This is a genomic window from Novosphingobium sp. EMRT-2, assembly GCF_005145025.1.
Lineage (GTDB): Bacteria > Pseudomonadota > Alphaproteobacteria > Sphingomonadales > Sphingomonadaceae > Novosphingobium.
In genome coordinates this window covers 2,257,203-2,273,072 of the sequence record NZ_CP039695.1, presented here as the reverse complement: position 1 = coordinate 2,273,072, position 15,870 = coordinate 2,257,203, and the positions used below count along the sequence as shown (strand labels likewise).

Genomic DNA, 15,870 nt, shown 5'->3' with positions numbered 1-15,870 from the left:
GGTTGTCTTGAACGGTCGGGCTATTCGCTCGGCCTGGTATAGCGGCCGCGCCCGAAGGCGTCGGGAATCAGCGCCTTCCCGTCGATTCGCAGGCGCAGCGTGGTGAAAGCGGGCGGGATCACCTGGCGCGCGTCGAGCGCGATGCGGATCACGCCCTGTTCGGTCGGGGGCAGGGGCAGGCTCGTGTCGCGGCCCTCGGCGAACCCGGCGGAAAGGTCCAGCCGGATCGCGCGCGATCCCGCCTTGCGCGGCAGGAAAGCCCATCCCCGGCGCGTTTCGACCTTCGCCACGGCACCGTCCGCGTACGTCAGCGTGGCCGTTACCCGGCTCACCCCAATGCGCTCGCCGTTCTGTTCGGCAAAGACCGCGATGGCGATGCCGCCCTGCCAGCGATCGGGGGGCAGCGTGCTTGCATCGGCCGGTTCCGTCGGCGCGTCGGACGGTGCGCAGCCGGGCGCGGGCGCCGGATCGGCCTTGGGCGCGGGTGCTTCGACCGGGGCGGTAGCGGCGGCGTCATCGACAAGCGGGGCCACCACCGCCGTCACCGCCTCCGCCGCGCTGCCGCACCGTTCTTCCCACGCGGCAATGGCATCGTCGTGCAGGCGGCCAAGCAGGCGGTTTTCCGCGTCGGCATCCCATACGTCGACGCCACCCAGCGCGAACAGCGGCGCGGACCGGTCGGGCTGGCGGGCGGTCAGCACCACCGCATCGCCATCGCGAAGCCAGGTGCCCTCCGCGCTCTGATCCACCGCGCCATAGGATATGTACCACGCAAACGTGCCATCGGGCCGCAGGAGCAGCTCTGAACCTGTCTCCATGACGCCAGACAGGTAGTAGTGCCCGACAAACGCGGCATCGGCCGTAGCGGCGTGCGCGCCCGCCGCCAGCGTCGATACCGGCAGGATCAGCGCCGCGAGAAGCGCGTCAGCCTTGCCCATTTCCCCCGCCGCTCTGGCGCTCGATCTCGCGCGCGATTTCCTTCTGGCCGATGTCGCGGCGGCAGAAGCCGTCGGGAAAGACGACCCGGTCCACCGCGGCATAGGCCGCATCGCGCGCGGCGCGCACGGTCGATCCCCGCGCGGTGACGTTGAGCACGCGCCCGCCATTCGCCACCAGCGCGCCATCGGGGTTCAACGCGGTGCCGGCATGGAACACGCGCGCGCCATCGGCCTCGGCTTCGGCCAGTCCGCCGATCGTGCCGCCCTTCTTCGGCGTGCCCGGATAGCCCCCGGCAGCCATCACCACCGTCATCGCCACGTCGGCGGAAAAGCGCGGCGGTTCCAGCGCGGCCAGCCGGCTGTCGGCGCAGGCGGACAGCAGCTCGACCAGATCGGTTTCCAGCCGCATCATCAGCACCTGGCATTCCGGATCGCCGAAACGGCAGTTGTATTCGATCAGCTTCGGTCCCTGCTTCGTCAGCATCAGCCCGGCATAGAGCACGCCTGAATAGGGCATGCCCTCATCGGCCATGGCCTTGACCGTGGGCGCGATGATCTCGGTCAGCGCCTGCGCTTCCAGCGCCGGGGTCAGCACCCGCGCCGGGCTGTAGGCGCCCATGCCGCCGGTGTTGGGGCCGGTATCGCCATCGCCCACGCGCTTGTGGTCCTGCGCCGAGGCGAAGGGGACGATCGTGGCGCCATCGGTCAGCGCGAAGAAGCTGGCTTCCTCGCCCTCCAGGAATTCCTCGATCACGACTTCGGCGCCGGCCTCGCCGAAGCCGCCGTCGAACATGTCGGCGATCGCCGCTTCGGCCTCCGCCACGGTTTCGGCGATGACCACGCCCTTGCCGGCGGCCAGACCATCGGCCTTGATCACCACCGGCACGGTGAAGCGGGCCAGCGCCGCCAGCGCGTCCTCGCGCGATCCGGCGCGGACGTATCCCGCCGTGGGGATATTCGCCCGCGTGCACAGATCCTTGGTGAAGCCCTTCGATCCTTCAAGCTGCGCCGCCGCCTTGCTCGGGCCGAAGACGGAGAAGCCGGCGCCGCGCAGACTGTCGGCGAGGCCATCGACCAGCGGCGCTTCGGGGCCGACTACGACCAGGCCGATGTCCCGCGCCTCGCAAAAGGCGATCACGGTGGCATGGTCGGCAAGGTCCAGCACCACCAGTTCGGCGTATTCGGCGATGCCGGGATTGCCCGGCGCCGCATAGAGCTTGCCCAGACGCGGCGATTGGGCCAGTTTCCACGCGAGCGCATGTTCGCGACCACCCCCACCCAGCAGCAGGATATTCATGGCTTTCCCTTCTTCGCCTCATGACGCCGATCCGTCGGGCGGGCTGTTAGCGAGGGAAACGCCGGGCGACAACGCCGCGGCGCTGTCCGTGTCCGAGATTTCCGCGCAATTGAAGCGCACGGTCGAGGACCGCTTCGGCTTCGTGCGCGTGCGCGGCGAGCTTTCGGGCGTGAAGCGCGCTGCATCGGGCCATCTCTATTGCGCGCTCAAGGACGAGAACGCGCGGCTTGATGGGGTGATGTGGCGCGGCAACGCGCAGCGGCTGTCGTTCCTGCCCGAAGACGGCGTGGAAGTGATCGTCACCGGCAAGCTCACGACCTATCCGGGCCGGTCGAACTACCAGATCGTGATCGACCGGATGGAGATCGCCGGCGAGGGCGCGTTGCTGGCGCTGCTGGCGAAGCTCAAGGCGCGGCTGGAAGCGGAAGGCCTGTTCGATCCGCGCCGCAAGCGGGCACTGCCTTACCTGCCGCGCGTGATCGGCGTGGTGACCTCGCCCACCGGCGCGGTGATCCGTGACATCCTCCACCGCCTGCGCGATCGTTTCCCCAGCCGCGTCGTGGTCTGGCCGGTGCTGGTGCAGGGGCAGGGCGCGGCGCAGCAGGTCGCGGCGGCGGTGCGTGGCTTTTCGGCGCTGGAACCGGGCGGGCCGGTGCCGCGCCCCGATCTGGTCATCGTCGCACGCGGGGGCGGCTCGATCGAGGACCTGTGGAGCTTCAACGAGGAAGAGGTGGTGCGTGCCATCGCCGGCTCGACCATCCCCGTGATCAGCGCCGTGGGGCACGAGACGGATACCACGCTGGCCGATTTCGCGGCCGACCTGCGCGCGCCCACGCCCACCGCCGCCGCCGAACTGGCGGTGCCGGTGCATGGCGAGCTGGCCGCGCTCGTCGCCGATCTCGACGCGCGGCGGCGGCGCGCCACGGTGCGCCTGTTGGCCCACGCGCGCGAACGGCTGGAGCAGCGCGGCGGCCGCCTGCCGCCTCCGCAGGCGTTGCTGCAGGGGCAGGCGCAACGGCTCGACGATCTGGGCGAGCGCTTGCGCCGCGCGCTGGGGCACCGCACCGAACTGGCGGGGGCTGCGCTTGCCCGCCACGCCGGGGCCTTGCGCCCTGCGCTGCTCACTCGCCGGCTCGATCGCGAGCGCGAGCGGCTCGCCACGCTCCGCTTCCCGCCGGAGCGCCTGCTGCACCGGATCGAGGTGGCGCGCGGCCGTGTCGACGCGCTGGAGCGGCTGCGCCTGCAACTGGACCCGAAAGCGCCGCTGCGCCGTGGCTATGTGCTGGTGACGGACGCGGCCGGCCACCTCGTCAAGACGCGCGCGGTGGCGGCGGGCGAGCCCGTGCTGCGGCTGCAATTCGTGGATGGCGTGCTGGATGTGGCGACGGGCGGCGCGCCCGCCGCTCCACCGTCTCCGGCTCCGCAGTCCTCTCCCGCCGGACGGGCTGCCGCACGGGCGCGCCCGGCCACCGACACGGGCAACCAGCCCAAATTGCTTTGACGGCGGCATGGGGGTAGGATCGTGGCCATGCTGATGTCACCTTCCGGACGCGCCGCGCGCCTGCACTTCCTGCCCAACGGTTTCCGCCAGCTTTCGGCCGGCGATCATGTGGTCTGCGCCGTCAGCGGCGAACAGATCCCGCTCGACGTGCTGCGCTACTGGAGCGTGGAGCGCCAGGAAGCCTATGCCACGCCCGAAATCGCCACGCGCCGTCTGCTGGGCGAGGGCTGAGGCCCCGCATCCCATGCCGCGTTCACGGGTAATGGCGCGGCTGCGCGCGCTTGCTGGCGTGGGTACGCTTGGTGCGCTCGCGGTCTGCGGGGGTGCCGACGCGCAGGATCGCGCTTTGCTCGTGCCCACAGCTTCCAGCGTTCCCCCTCCGGTTTCGGCCGGACCGGCCAGGTCCGCCGCGAACAGCCTCACGCTCAACGGTTTCGCGCTGTCCGGCGAGCTGACGCAGGGTGGCTGGCTGCGCGGCAGCGTTCCACGTGGAACGCGCGCGCTCGCACTGGACGGGCAGCCGCTGGCCATCGCGCCGGACGGCCGGTTCCTGGCGGCGTTCGATCGCGACGCCGGCGCATCCGCCGTCCTGACGGCGACGCTGGCGGACGGCCGGCAGATTTCCGCCCCGCTGGCGATCGCGCCGCGCGCCTGGCAGATCGAGCATGTCGCGGTGGGCAAGCGGCCCGGCACCGCGCCGAGTGCCGAGTTCGCGCGCCGCCGGCCGCTGGAACTGGCGCAGATCAACGCGGCGCGCGCCATGGACACGGGCGCGCAGGGGTGGGCCCAGGATTTCATCTGGCCGGTGCGCGGGCGGATTTCCGGGCGGTTCGGCTCGCAGCGCATCTATCGCGGCGAACCGGGCGCCTACCATTCGGGGTTGGACATCGCGCCGGGCGGGGGCACGCCCTTCGTCGCCCCGGCCGATGGCGTGGTGATCCTGGCGGCGCAGGCGCCGTTCACGCTGGAAGGCAATCTGCTGATGATCGATCACGGCATGGGCCTCAACAGCGCCTTCCTCCACAGCGCGCGGCTGATGGTGAAACAGGGCGACGTGGTGCGGCAGGGGCAGGTGCTGGGCCTCGTCGGCATGACCGGCCGCGCCACGGGGCCGCACCTCCACTGGAGCATCAAGTGGAAGGACCGCCGGCTCGATCCGCTGCTGTTCGTGGCGAGCGGCGGGTAGGGCCTCGGAACGCCCCAACCGTCCACCCAGGCTTCCCTTGTTACGCGTAAATGGTTTCGTTTGGAATTTTCGATTGTTGCACGCGATACGGATGTCATATCCTTGCATCAGCGGGAGGGCTGCAGAATCCGGCAGAATTGAGCCACTTGTAACAATGTGTGGCACTTTAGTTACATGCAGACGGAAAGCGTAATCACGCCCCGCGAGCCGCCTTTACAGCGCTAGGGCAATTGGCCACCCACAAGCCATCCGGGGCAAGGGGTACTCTCCGTTCGCTTTGCCCAGGGCCTAGTTTAAGGGCAGGCATTCATGTTCTGCCCAATGAATCAGGGGCTGAACAATCATGAAAACCACTTCCATGCTCAGGGCAGGCGTCGCGCCGGCCGCACTGGGTCTTGCGCTCGTCGCAACGCCTGCTTTCGCGCAGGCTCAAACCGCGGCGGATGAAGGCGACAGCGGCGGCGCGCCCATCATCGTGACGGGTTCGCGCATCGCGCGTCCCAACCTTGAGGCGAACAGCCCGATCGCGGTCGTCACCGGTGACCAGACCACCGAACACGGCGATGTCACGCTCGACACCTTCCTGAACACCCTGCCGCAGGTCAATCCGGCCGGCACCACCACGTCGAACAACCCGGGCAACAACGGCCAGGCCAACATCAACCTGCGCGGCCTGGGCGCCAACCGCAACCTGGTGCTGATCAACGGCCGCCGCGCCATGGTGTCGTCGAGCGACCAGACGGTCGACCTCAACACCATTCCGCAGTCGCTGATCGACCGCATCGACGTCATGACCGGCGGTGCCGGCGCGGCTTACGGCGCGGACGCGATCGCCGGTGTCGTGAACATGGTGCTGAAGCGCGATTTCCACGGTGTCGACGCGCGCGCGACCTACTCGAACTCGGTTCCCTACCTTGATTCGCGCGAACTGCAGCTCAGCGGCACCTTCGGCCTGAACTTCGGCGATGGCCGCGGCAACATCGCGGTCGCCGTCGAGTACGCCGAGCGCGAACAGCTGGTGAAGTCGCAGCGCACGTTCGCCTCGCAGGCGACGTCCACCACGAACACGCCGCCGATGGGGCGCTACATTTCGAGCGGCACGAATCTGCCTGATCAGAACGTGATCAACTCGGTCTTCGCCAAGTACGGCGTTTCGGCCGCGCAGTCGCCGACCGCCAGCAACATCATGTTCAACAACGACGGCACGCTGATCGGCCGTGGTATCTTCAACAGCCCGGTCGATGTCGCCAACTATCGCTTCGCCGCCAACGGCAGCGACGGCGCGGCCGCGAACCAGCTGTTCTATCCCGATTTCTATTCGTACAACTTCGACTACCTGAATCTGCTGGTTCTGCCGCTGAACCGCAAGTCGGCCTTCGTGACCTCGCACTACGAGTTCTCGCCGGCCGTCGACGTGTTCGTGCAGGGCAACTACACCAAGTACGATGCGTCCACCGCTCTGGCGCCCACGCCCGTCGGCACCACGATCGAGAACCCCTGCGGAACCATCGCGACGCGCGCCAAGTCGAACCTGGTAACCTGCGGCAAGACCATCACTGGCCTGATCGCGCCGATTACCAATCCCTTCATCCCGGCCGACCTTGCCACGATCCTGGCCTCGCGTACCGGCGATGACCCGAACCTGACGGGATCGGGCGCGACCGAAGGCGTGCGCATCTCGAAGCGCTTCCTCGACACGGGTCTGCGTCAGCAGGACTTCACCAACGAGGTCTATCAGATCCTCGGTGGCGTGCGCGGCGAGTTCGCGCCCGGCTGGCGCTATGAAGCCTACTTCAGCTACGGCCACACCAAGATCAACCAGAGCGCGCGCGGCAACGTCGATGTGCAGAAGGTGCAGACCCTGCTTGAAGCCGCCGATGGCGGCAAGAGCATCTGCGCGGGTGGCTTCGATCCGTTCGGCATCAAGCCGCTGTCGCAGGCTTGCACCGATTACGTTTCGGCGACCGGCCGCACCCAGACCGACTTCACCCAGAAGATCTATCAGGGCTACGTCACCGGCAACGTGCTGAAGCTTCCGGCGGGCGACCTGGCGGTCAACGTCGGTGTCGAACGGCGCGAATTCAGCTACAAGTTCGATCCGGGCGCGCTGTTCGGCCCGATCGCGGGCTTCAACACCGCGACGCCGGACCACGGCACCAACACCTTCACCGACTTCTTCGGCGAAGTGCTGGTTCCGCTGGTGGCGGATGCGGCGTGGGCCAAGCGGCTTGAACTTTCGCTGGGCTATCGTCATTCGCGCAGCGCGTTCAACGACATCCAGAACGGCGTTAACGGCAAGCCGCAGAATTCCAGCGCCTACAAGGCCGAACTGACCTGGCAGCCGATCGATGAGGTTCGTCTGCGCGGTTCGTACCAGCACTCGGTGCGCGCGCCGAACTTCGGCGAACTGTTCTCGGGCGGCAGCTCGTTCCCACAGTACTTCGACCCCTGCTCGGCCACCACGGCGTTCCGCAAGAACGGCGGCGCGGCTGCGCTGGCGCTTTGCCAGGGAACGGGCGTCAGCTCGGCGTCCTACGTGCAGACTCCGGGTTCGCAGGCGTTCTTGGGTACGTCCGGCAACACCGGGCTCAAGCCCGAAAAGGCCGATACCTGGACCGCCGGTGTGGTGTTCAACAGCGGCCGCTTCGTCGCGTCGCTCGATTATTACAACATCCGCCTGAAGGACACGATCTTCTCGCCGGATCCGAACATCATCATCGCGGCTTGCTACAACTACTTCGGCAAGAACCCGACGCTCAGCGCCGCCAGCCCGTACTGCTCCGGCCTGTCGCGCACGCCGGACATCAGCGCCATCTCGGTTCCGGCTTCGCTGGGCGGTGATGCGAACGGCTATTTCCAGTACATCAACCAGGGCCAGATCAAGACCTCGGGTCTTGACTTCCAGGCGGCCTACCGTCTGCCGACCGACTTCGCCAAGCCGGGTTCGCAGCTGAACGTTGGCTTCACCGCCAACTACCTCTTCGACTACAAGGTCGAGGAACTGCCTGGCGTGACGATCAACTACGCCGGCACGGCCAGCTACTTCGGCGCCGGTCTCGGCACGAGCTTCCCCAAGTTCAGGGGCAACCTGAACCTCGACTGGGTGCTCAAGCCGGTCACGCTGTCGACGCGCGTGCGCTACATCGACAGCATGAAGAACCGTGCGGCGGTGCAGTTCGCGGGTGAATCGTTCACTGGCCCGGGCGCGGTGGCCTACGTCGACATCGCGGCGCAGGTGGAAATCAAGCAGCTGACCCTGCGGATCGGTGCGAACAACCTGTTCAACCGCAAGCCGCCGACCTACGCGCCGAACGTGCAGTCGGGCACCGACCCGTCGCTGTACGACGTCGTGGGCCGTCGTCTCTTCGTTTCGGCGCGCATCCGCTACTGATCGCAGCCAAGGGACAAACGGAAAGGGGCGCGCGCAAGCGTGCCCCTTTTTGTTTGGCCCATTCCCCCCGCCCGCGATCCGGCACGAGATGGGTCTGGATCGGACGCGCGGGGATGCCTACGGTTCCCCCTCCAGACCAATCAACGGCGACACTATGTTGAATCTATCCGACATCATGGGGCAGGCGACGCAGGCCTTTCAAAGAGGAGACATGGCGAAGGCGCTGCAACTGGTGACGCAAGCGCAACGCGCGCATCCGGGCAATGCCGCCGTGATCGAATTCGCCGGCGTGGTCCTGTGCCAGATGGGAAGGGTGAGCGAAGGGCTGGCGCAGTTCCGGCAAGCGCTGACGATCAGACCCGACAATCCCAACCTGCGGTTCAACGCCGCGCGGGCCGCGCTCGACCTGGGGGATGCCGGAGTGGCGCGCGATTTGTGCGCGCCCATTGCCGATACGCCGGATGGCGGCCGCCTGATGGGCGAGATAGCCCGGGCGCTGAACGATCCGGCCGAAGCCCTGCGCCAGTACGACCGGCTGATCCGGCAGTCTCCGCGCGATGTGGAACTGCTCAACAACTACGCCAACGCGCTCAACGCATGCGGACGCGCCGCCGATGCGGTTATCGTGCTGGAGCGCGCGCGGGCGATGAAGCCGCGATCGGCGCAGATCCTGCTGAATCTGGGCCGGGCCTATGCGGCCGTGGGAAATCATGAAGCCGCGGTGGGGGCATTCGACGCGGCCGCCGCGGAAGAAGGCGATAACGCCACGATCCGGTTCGAGCTGGGCAAATCGCTTCTCCGCTACAACCAGCATGACCGGGCGCTGCAGCAACTGGCTGAGGCGGCCAGGCTCGGCGAACGCGATCCTCAGGTTTTCGTGATGATCGGGGTGTGCTTTTCCGCGCTGGAACAGCGCGCGCAGGCCGAACAGGCGTTCCGCATGGCGCTGCGTTTCGATCCGGCTTCGGCGCGGGCCTTCCTCAACCTCGCCATCCTGCTGGAGCAGGAGAACCGGCTGGATGAACTGCGGGCGCTGGTCGCCGAGGCGCGGGCCAAGATCGCGGCCGGGCCGGACCTGGACTACATCGAAGCGCTGCTGCTCCGCCGCGAGGGGCATTTCGCCGAGGCGCTGGAGCGCATCGAAGGGTCGGTCACCGACAGTCTCGATCCGGTCCTTCGCGCCCAGTTCATCGGCCAGGCCGCCGATCGCCTGGGCCAGTGGGACAAGGCCTTTGCCGGCTTTGCCGAAATGAATGCGCTGATGGCGCAAAATCCGGATGCCGCGCAATTCGATGGCACCGAGCATTGTCGTTACATCGAGGAACGCACCGCGGCCATTACGCCTGCCTGGTTCGCGAGCTGGACGGACGCGCCGGTAAGCGACGCGCGGCGCTCCCCGGCGTTTCTGGGCGGGTTCCTGCGATCCGGCACGACCCTGCTCGACACCATTCTGATGGGCCATGCCGGCGCCCACGTCCGCGAGGAAGAGCCGATGGTGGCACGGCTGGAGGATGCGGCGGGTGATCTGCAGCGTATCCCGGGGATGACGTCCGCCGATGTCCAGCGCTTGCGGGATGCCTATTTCGGCGCGGCGGAAGAGAGCGCGCCGCTTCCGGCGGACAAGCTCCTGATCGACAAGTATCCGCTCGTCGGGCTTCGTGCGGGCTTCATCCACAGGGCGTTCCCGGACGCGCGTTTCATCTTCGCGTTGCGCCATCCCTGCGACGTCGTGCTGTCGTGCTGGATGCAGAATTTCCGCATCACGCAGGCGATGGCGAGCTTCCTGACCTTAGAGAACGCCGCCAGGATGTACGCCGCCACGATGGAGCACTGGTTCCGCTGCCGCGAGGTGCTCCCGTTGAACGTCCACACGGTGCGGTACGAGGATATGGTGGACGACCTGGAAGGGCAGCTACGGCCGCTGCTGGCCTTTCTGGGGCTGGAATGGGACGATCGCCTGCTCGATCACCAGAAAACCGCACGCGAGCGGGGCTATATCCGGACGCCCAGCTACGCGCAGGTCACGGAAGGGATCTACAGCCGCTCGCGCGAACGCTGGCGCTCCTACCGCGCCCATCTGGAGCCCGTGCTGCCGGTGCTGGCGCCCTGGGTCGAGCGGCTGGGTTACGCGCTCTGATCAGTCCACCACGCGCCAGAACCGCAAGTGCGAACCCGGCGCGGGATCGATAGGTTGCAGCCAGGCGGGCGGCTTGCCCTTGAGCAGGCGCGCGGCAAGCCCGTCGGGGGCGGCGTCGGCGTAATATTGCGGCTCGTTGATGTCGGGGCAGAGCACGACCATCGTCGCGTGGCGGCGACGGACGATCGCGTGCGCTTGTTCGGGCGTGCCGATAAAGGCGTCGATCACGTCGCGCATGGCCGCCGATCCGCGGTGGTGGCCGGTGGCGATCACGCGGTGGTGTGAATAGACCAGCAGATTGGGACCAATGTCGAGCGGCGCGAACAGGTCGGTCGGGGGCAGCCTGTCGAGCGCCCTCGCGGCTTGCGCGTACTGGCAGCGGGTGACGTGGAAGGCCGTGGGCGGCGCGTCGTGGCGGGCCGGTCCCCGGGCGTTCCACAGGAACACAGGGAGCGCGGGCAGCAGCACCACGGCGGCCACGGCGTAACCCGCAATGCGCGCGGACATGCCGCGCGTACGCAGGGCGGTGATGCCATCGCGCACCAGCGCGGTGAGCGGCACCGCCGCGAAGACGCAGGCCGTGCCTGATGCGCGCGCGACCAGCAGGCCGACGCCATAGGCGCCCAGCAGGATCAGCAGCAGATCGAGCCACAGCAGGCGTTCCGGCGCGGAGGACGCGCGGCGCCAGTACCAGGCCGTCGCGAGCAGGCCGAACAGCGGGGTGAAGATCATCGTCACCGCGTTGAGCGGTGGCATGTTCCACACCGGCAGGCCTTCCTTGACCGCGCTGTACCAGTATTTGCGGACAACGGGGTCCATTTCCGCGAACGCGCCGGTGCCGCATTGCGGGGCGACCAGCAGCAACAGGCTCAGCGCGCCCGCGCCGATCACCGCCAGCGCGCCGATCTGCACCGCCAGCGCGCGCGGCGCGGCCAGGCGCAGCGCGTTCGCGCCGATGGCGCCCCAGGCGAACACGGCAACGTGCACCGGCGATATCGCATCGCAATGGTTGACCGGATCAAGCAGGCCGCGCGTACCGAGGAACAGGGCGATCGAGCCGAGCGCCAGCGCGGTGGCGGCATGGGCCAGCCAGGCGTGGCGTTCGCCCGGATTGCGCAGGCCGCGCAGCGCGCACACGCCGAGGAACAGCGCGGCGACCGGTAGTCCTTCGATCGAGATCGCCAGTTGCGCCGCCAGCGCGAGGCCGATCACCGTGCCCCCGCGCAGCGCATCGCGCGCGGTCAGGCCGTTGAACGCCAGCAGCGCCAGCACGATCTGCCAGCCGTGGTGATCGATGCGCATCGGCATGAACTGGAACAGCACGGGGCTCGCGATCGCGCCGACCAGGCAGGCGATGCCGGCCACTTCCTGATCGAACAGCCGCACGGCGAGGCGCGCGATCAGCAGCAGCGCGCAGAGCAGCGTCAGCAACGGCACGGCGACCAGTGCGACCGTCTCTGCTCCAGCGGCGCCCACCAGCGGGCGCAGCAGCAGGATCAGGCCGGCAATCGGTATATCGACCAGCCGCGACCAGTGCATCGGCACGCCTTCGGGCGCGGCGACGCGATATTGGTGGACGTCGAACCAGTTCTGCCCGCCCAGCAGATCGCGCACTTCCAGCAGGCGCAGCGCATCGTCGGGATCGGCGAAGCGCATCGTCGCGATCGCGGTGCGTGTGGCGGTGAACAGGATGATGCAGAGCACCAGCCAGACCAGCACGGCGCGAACCACGGTGGGCCAGCCGAAACCCGACGTCCCGCCCGCCGCTGTTCCGCCACGGACCGCGCCCGCGGCCGGTGACAGGCCCCGGCCAGGGATAGCGGCGTTGAAACCCGCTCCGTTCACCGGAAGACGACTCGCTTGCGCAATATCCACGTCGTGGCGAAGCTGGCGACGATCGCGGTGACCTTCGCCACGCGCGGATCAATGCCAACAGCGCTGAACAGACCCACGATGACGGTCGTGAGCCCCAGTCCGATTAGCGCGGAAACCACGAACATGGCCTTCTGGCGGGTGCGGGCCGGGCCGGAAAGCGCCACCTGATCGGCGAAGACCTTGCGGCTGGAGAGCAGCCAGTGAGCCGCGATGCCGAAGGTATAACCGATGGCCGAAGCCGCAATGGCGGGAAGGCCGGCTTCGAGCAGGGCCAGGAAACATCCCATATCCACCGCCAGCGCGCCGATGCTGGCCAGCAGGTAACGCACCAGCGTTGCCTGCCGCAGGCGATGGAACAGCGGAAGCACGACCTCGGTCATCGATGGCGATCCTTCAGGCGGGCGCGGCGAACAGGACGGGGCGATCAGGCGGCGCGGCGGCCGGGCTTGCCCGAGACGGGTGCTTCCGCAGTGGCGGGGATGCGTTCCGGCACATCACGCACCGATGCGAGCGCGGCGGCCTGATCCTCGCTCAGCGGCGCGCGGCCGGCGGGCAGCGCCTGCTGTTCGCCTTCGTCGCCCGCCTCGTGGTATTCGGCGTCCTCGTTAACGCACCAGATGTCATAGACACGGCGTTCGGCGATGATGTTTTCGACCGTGAGCATCGCGGTCATCATCGCGTGATCCTGGTTGTTGTAACGGTGCATCCCGTTGCGGCCCACAAGGTGCAGCGTGGGATAGGCCGCTTCCAGTTCGGCCCGCATCGCGGCGACGTTGGCGGCATATTCGTCGTCATAGACCGGATAGGCCTTTTCCTGGCGCACGACCACGCCGCCGATGACCTGTTCGGGACGGACCAGGCCAAGGATGGCCATTTCCTTCGTCGCCAGTTCGACCAGCGCCTCGTCCGACGAGGCCCAGAGGTCATCGCCTTCGAAGCAGAAGTATTCGAGACCCACGCAGGCGACCGTTTCGTCCGGCACCATCTCGGGCGACCACGAACGGAAGTTCTGGATGCGGCCGACTTTTACCTTGCTGTCGTGGATGTAGATCCAGTTGTCGGGGAAGAGGTCTTCCGAACGGATCTTCAGGGCGACGGTGAGGAAATCGCGATAGCGCAGCCGGTTGGCCTCCAGCGTGGTGGCGGGCAACGGGTGCAGGCGCGTGGCCAGTTCGCGCATCGGTGCGGAACTGATCGCATGGCGCGCGCGGATCAGCGTTTCGCCCTGGATCGTGCCATCGGCATCGACGCGAGTGGCGGAAAGGCGCCAGCCACCCTGGCCATCGCTGGCCAGCTGCTTCATCGCGTGGCCCATCAGCACATGACTGCCGGCGGCGATCACCTTGTCGCGCGCGGCTTCCCACATCATGCCGGGGCCAAGGCGCGGATAGCGGAACGTTTCGAGCAGGGTCTTGGTCTGCATGCCGTCATTCGGCCGCTTGTTCAGCCCCAGGCTGCGCTTGAGGCCATCGAGCACCGCCGCGCCCAGAGACAGGCCCTTGATGCGCTGGGCGGCCCAGTCGGCGCTCATCTCGTCACAGGGCATGCCCCAGACCTTCTCGGTATAGGTCTTGAAGAAGATCGAATAGAGCTTCCAGCCGAACTGGTTGGTGGTCCAGTCCTCGAAGCTCTTGACGGCCTTCTTCGGGAACGCCTTGGCCTTGGCGAAGCTAGCCATGCACAGCGTGGAGCGCACGATGCCAAGGTTCCACAGCGCCTCGAACGCGCGCAGCGGATAGCTGTAGAACTTGCCCTCGTAGTAGATGCGGCTCATGCGCGGGCGCTGGATGAAGTCGTCGGGCAGGATCTCGTTCCACAGGTCGACCACCTGCTTGCTCTTCGAGAAGAAGCGGTGCCCGCCGATGTCGAAGCGATAGCCGTCGTGCTCGACGGTGCGGCTGATGCCGCCGACGTAGCGCGTGTCCTTTTCGATCACGGCCACGCTGTAGCCCTGCTTGGAAAGAAGGTATCCGGCGGTGAGGCCAGCGGGACCGGCACCGATGATCGCGACATCGACATCGTATTGCTGGCTCGATTCAACCGAAGAGCACCCTGCGTTAACCATCATATTTCCCCGTCCACGCGGTTTTGTCTGCCACAGGAGATGAAGGAAATTGGCTAAGGGGTGGTTAACGACCTCGCCGAAACGGGAGGAATCGCCGCGCTATTTTCAACCCGCGCGGCTGGCCGAATCGCCGCTATCCGGGGCCTGCTGCGCATCCGGGGCCGGCTGCAGCGTGGCGGAAATGCGCGCCAGTTCATCAAGCTTGAAGGTCTGCTCGAACAGCAGGCCGTAATGCGGATGATTGCGCCAGCGGACCTTTGCGTAGATCGGCGGCAACGCGCTCGTTTCGATCCGCACCAGCTCGTTGATGAGCAGCCACTTCTCGCTTTCGATGCGCGCGCCCTGCTGCGAGATGTTGTCGAACGAAACCGGGACCGTTTCCCCGCCCGAATAGAGCAGGCCTTCAAGCGCGATGCGCAGCCGCACCTGCCGCTTGGCGTGGATGCCCTGGTTCTCGTGGAGCAGCCGTTCGACGTCGATGGCTTCCACGAAGCGCACGCCGACGTGGTCGTCGGCGGTCCAGACCACTTCGATCGGGTAGCGTTCGCCACTGCCCAGTTCGACCAGCAGCGATTTGTGTTCGGGCAGCGGCGTGAACAGGCGGACCTTGAGGCCGGTGGCCGATGCGTCGCGGATGATGCACAGGAATTCGCGGCCATCGGCGATCAGCTTGGCGGCGCGGATCAGCAGCGTGAAGCGGGGGGCGGCGCGCAGTTCGGCGCCGGCAGGCAGAGTCTGCATGTCCTGACGCGGTGGCGTCGGCAGATCGTGTTCCTGGGCCAAGCCCTGTCCCCTTGTACGCTATCTGTTGGTATTCGGGCCGGGCGCACACACGCCCCGACCGATGAGTTCAATAGCGTGCAAAGTCTTTCCGGGCGGTTACCATGACGCGGCTCGACGCCAGATAATTTCGTCCGCACGATTACCTAGGCGGATGAAATATCTCGGAAATGGTGCGGACAGCGGGACTCGAACCCGCACGGGCTATGCCCAAGGGATTTTAAGTCCCCTGCGTCTACCATTCCGCCACGTCCGCCGAATGGGTGATGGAGCGATTGGCACAACGGCATCACCGCCGCAATGCAGTCCGCCGATTATGTTCGGGAGGATTGGTTTGCGGGAAGCCGGCCCGGCGCCGCCGGATCGCGCGCCGGACCGTGCTGCATCCCGACCGGCCAGTCAGTCCGCGTTAAGGCGCTGGCGCATTTCTTTGCCGGGCTTGAAATAGGGCACGCGCTTGTCCGGCACGTCCACCGCTTCGCCCGTGCGCGGATTGCGGCCCTTGCGGGCTTCGCGCTCGCGCGTGGAAAAGGCGCCGAAACCGCGCAGTTCCACGCGGCCGCCTTCGGCAAGGCGCTTGGCGATCTCGTCGAAAAACACGTCGACGACCCGCTCGATTTCCTCGGCACGCAGACCGGGGCTTTCGCGCCCCAGCTCCTGCAGCAATTCAGACCTGATCATACCTACCCTCCGCCGATGC

General features: G+C 67.3%; 12 protein-coding genes and 1 tRNA gene. 5 read left to right on the top strand and 8 right to left on the bottom strand.

Translation table 11 applies throughout. The annotated features are described in order from the left end of the window. Positions 1-20 precede the first annotated feature (20 nt). Both FA702_RS11180 and purD read right to left on the bottom strand, forming a co-directional pair. On the bottom strand, positions 21-938 hold the full coding sequence (locus FA702_RS11180; protein ID WP_136956205.1) for a hypothetical protein: 918 nt from the start codon (positions 936-938) through the stop codon (positions 21-23). Further along, complete coding sequence (purD, locus tag FA702_RS11175; RefSeq protein ID WP_136956204.1) at positions 925-2,235, bottom strand: phosphoribosylamine--glycine ligase; 1,311 nt, start codon at positions 2,233-2,235, stop codon at positions 925-927. Before purD ends, FA702_RS11180 begins: the two co-directional genes overlap by 14 nt. Between purD and xseA the strand changes: the two genes are divergently transcribed. The 5 genes from xseA to FA702_RS11150 all read left to right on the top strand — a co-directional run bounded on the left by xseA (position 2,234) and on the right by FA702_RS11150 (position 10,450). Further along, a complete protein-coding gene (xseA, locus tag FA702_RS11170) occupies positions 2,234-3,736 on the top strand; it encodes an exodeoxyribonuclease VII large subunit (protein WP_136956203.1) in 1,503 nt (500 codons plus the stop codon). The two genes, purD and xseA, sit on opposite strands and share 2 nt — an antisense overlap. A gap of 27 nt (positions 3,737-3,763) precedes the next feature. Next, complete coding sequence (locus FA702_RS11165; RefSeq protein WP_124810069.1) at positions 3,764-3,967, top strand: DUF2093 domain-containing protein; 204 nt, start codon at positions 3,764-3,766, stop codon at positions 3,965-3,967. Between the two features lie 13 nt (positions 3,968-3,980). Beyond that, positions 3,981-4,922 carry a M23 family metallopeptidase gene (locus FA702_RS11160; RefSeq protein ID WP_255504537.1) on the top strand — a complete coding sequence of 314 codons (942 nt, stop codon included), beginning with the start codon at positions 3,981-3,983 and terminating at the stop codon, positions 4,920-4,922. A 343-nt stretch (positions 4,923-5,265) separates the two neighbouring features. Further along, positions 5,266-8,313, top strand: a complete 3,048-nt coding sequence (locus FA702_RS11155) for a TonB-dependent receptor domain-containing protein (protein WP_136956202.1) — start codon at positions 5,266-5,268, stop codon at positions 8,311-8,313. Between the two features lie 211 nt (positions 8,314-8,524). After that, positions 8,525-10,450 carry a tetratricopeptide repeat-containing sulfotransferase family protein gene (locus FA702_RS11150; protein ID WP_255504536.1) on the top strand — a complete coding sequence of 642 codons (1,926 nt, stop codon included), beginning with the start codon at positions 8,525-8,527 and terminating at the stop codon, positions 10,448-10,450. Here the strand turns inward: FA702_RS11150 and FA702_RS11145 are convergent, their stop codons facing one another. The 6 genes from FA702_RS11145 to FA702_RS11120 form a co-directional block, all read right to left on the bottom strand. Then, positions 10,451-12,295, bottom strand: coding sequence for a hypothetical protein (locus FA702_RS11145; RefSeq protein ID WP_255504535.1), 1,845 nt, complete (start codon positions 12,293-12,295; stop codon positions 10,451-10,453). After that, positions 12,292-12,705 (bottom strand): GtrA family protein, encoded by a 414-nt coding sequence (locus FA702_RS11140; protein ID WP_136956200.1) that lies wholly within the window; start codon positions 12,703-12,705, stop codon positions 12,292-12,294. Before FA702_RS11140 ends, FA702_RS11145 begins: the two co-directional genes overlap by 4 nt. 44 nt (positions 12,706-12,749) lie before the next feature. Continuing rightward, positions 12,750-14,393 (bottom strand): NAD(P)/FAD-dependent oxidoreductase, encoded by a 1,644-nt coding sequence (locus FA702_RS11135; protein WP_370385464.1) that lies wholly within the window; start codon positions 14,391-14,393, stop codon positions 12,750-12,752. A gap of 102 nt (positions 14,394-14,495) precedes the next feature. Continuing rightward, a complete protein-coding gene (locus FA702_RS11130; RefSeq protein ID WP_255504534.1) occupies positions 14,496-15,173 on the bottom strand; it encodes a PilZ domain-containing protein in 678 nt (225 codons plus the stop codon). Between the two features lie 168 nt (positions 15,174-15,341). Further along, a tRNA-Leu gene (locus FA702_RS11125) sits at positions 15,342-15,426 on the bottom strand. A 143-nt stretch (positions 15,427-15,569) separates the two neighbouring features. Further along, entirely contained in the window at positions 15,570-15,851 is a 282-nt protein-coding gene (locus FA702_RS11120) for an integration host factor subunit beta (RefSeq protein ID WP_124810079.1), read from the bottom strand. Positions 15,852-15,870: the final 19 nt, after the last annotated feature.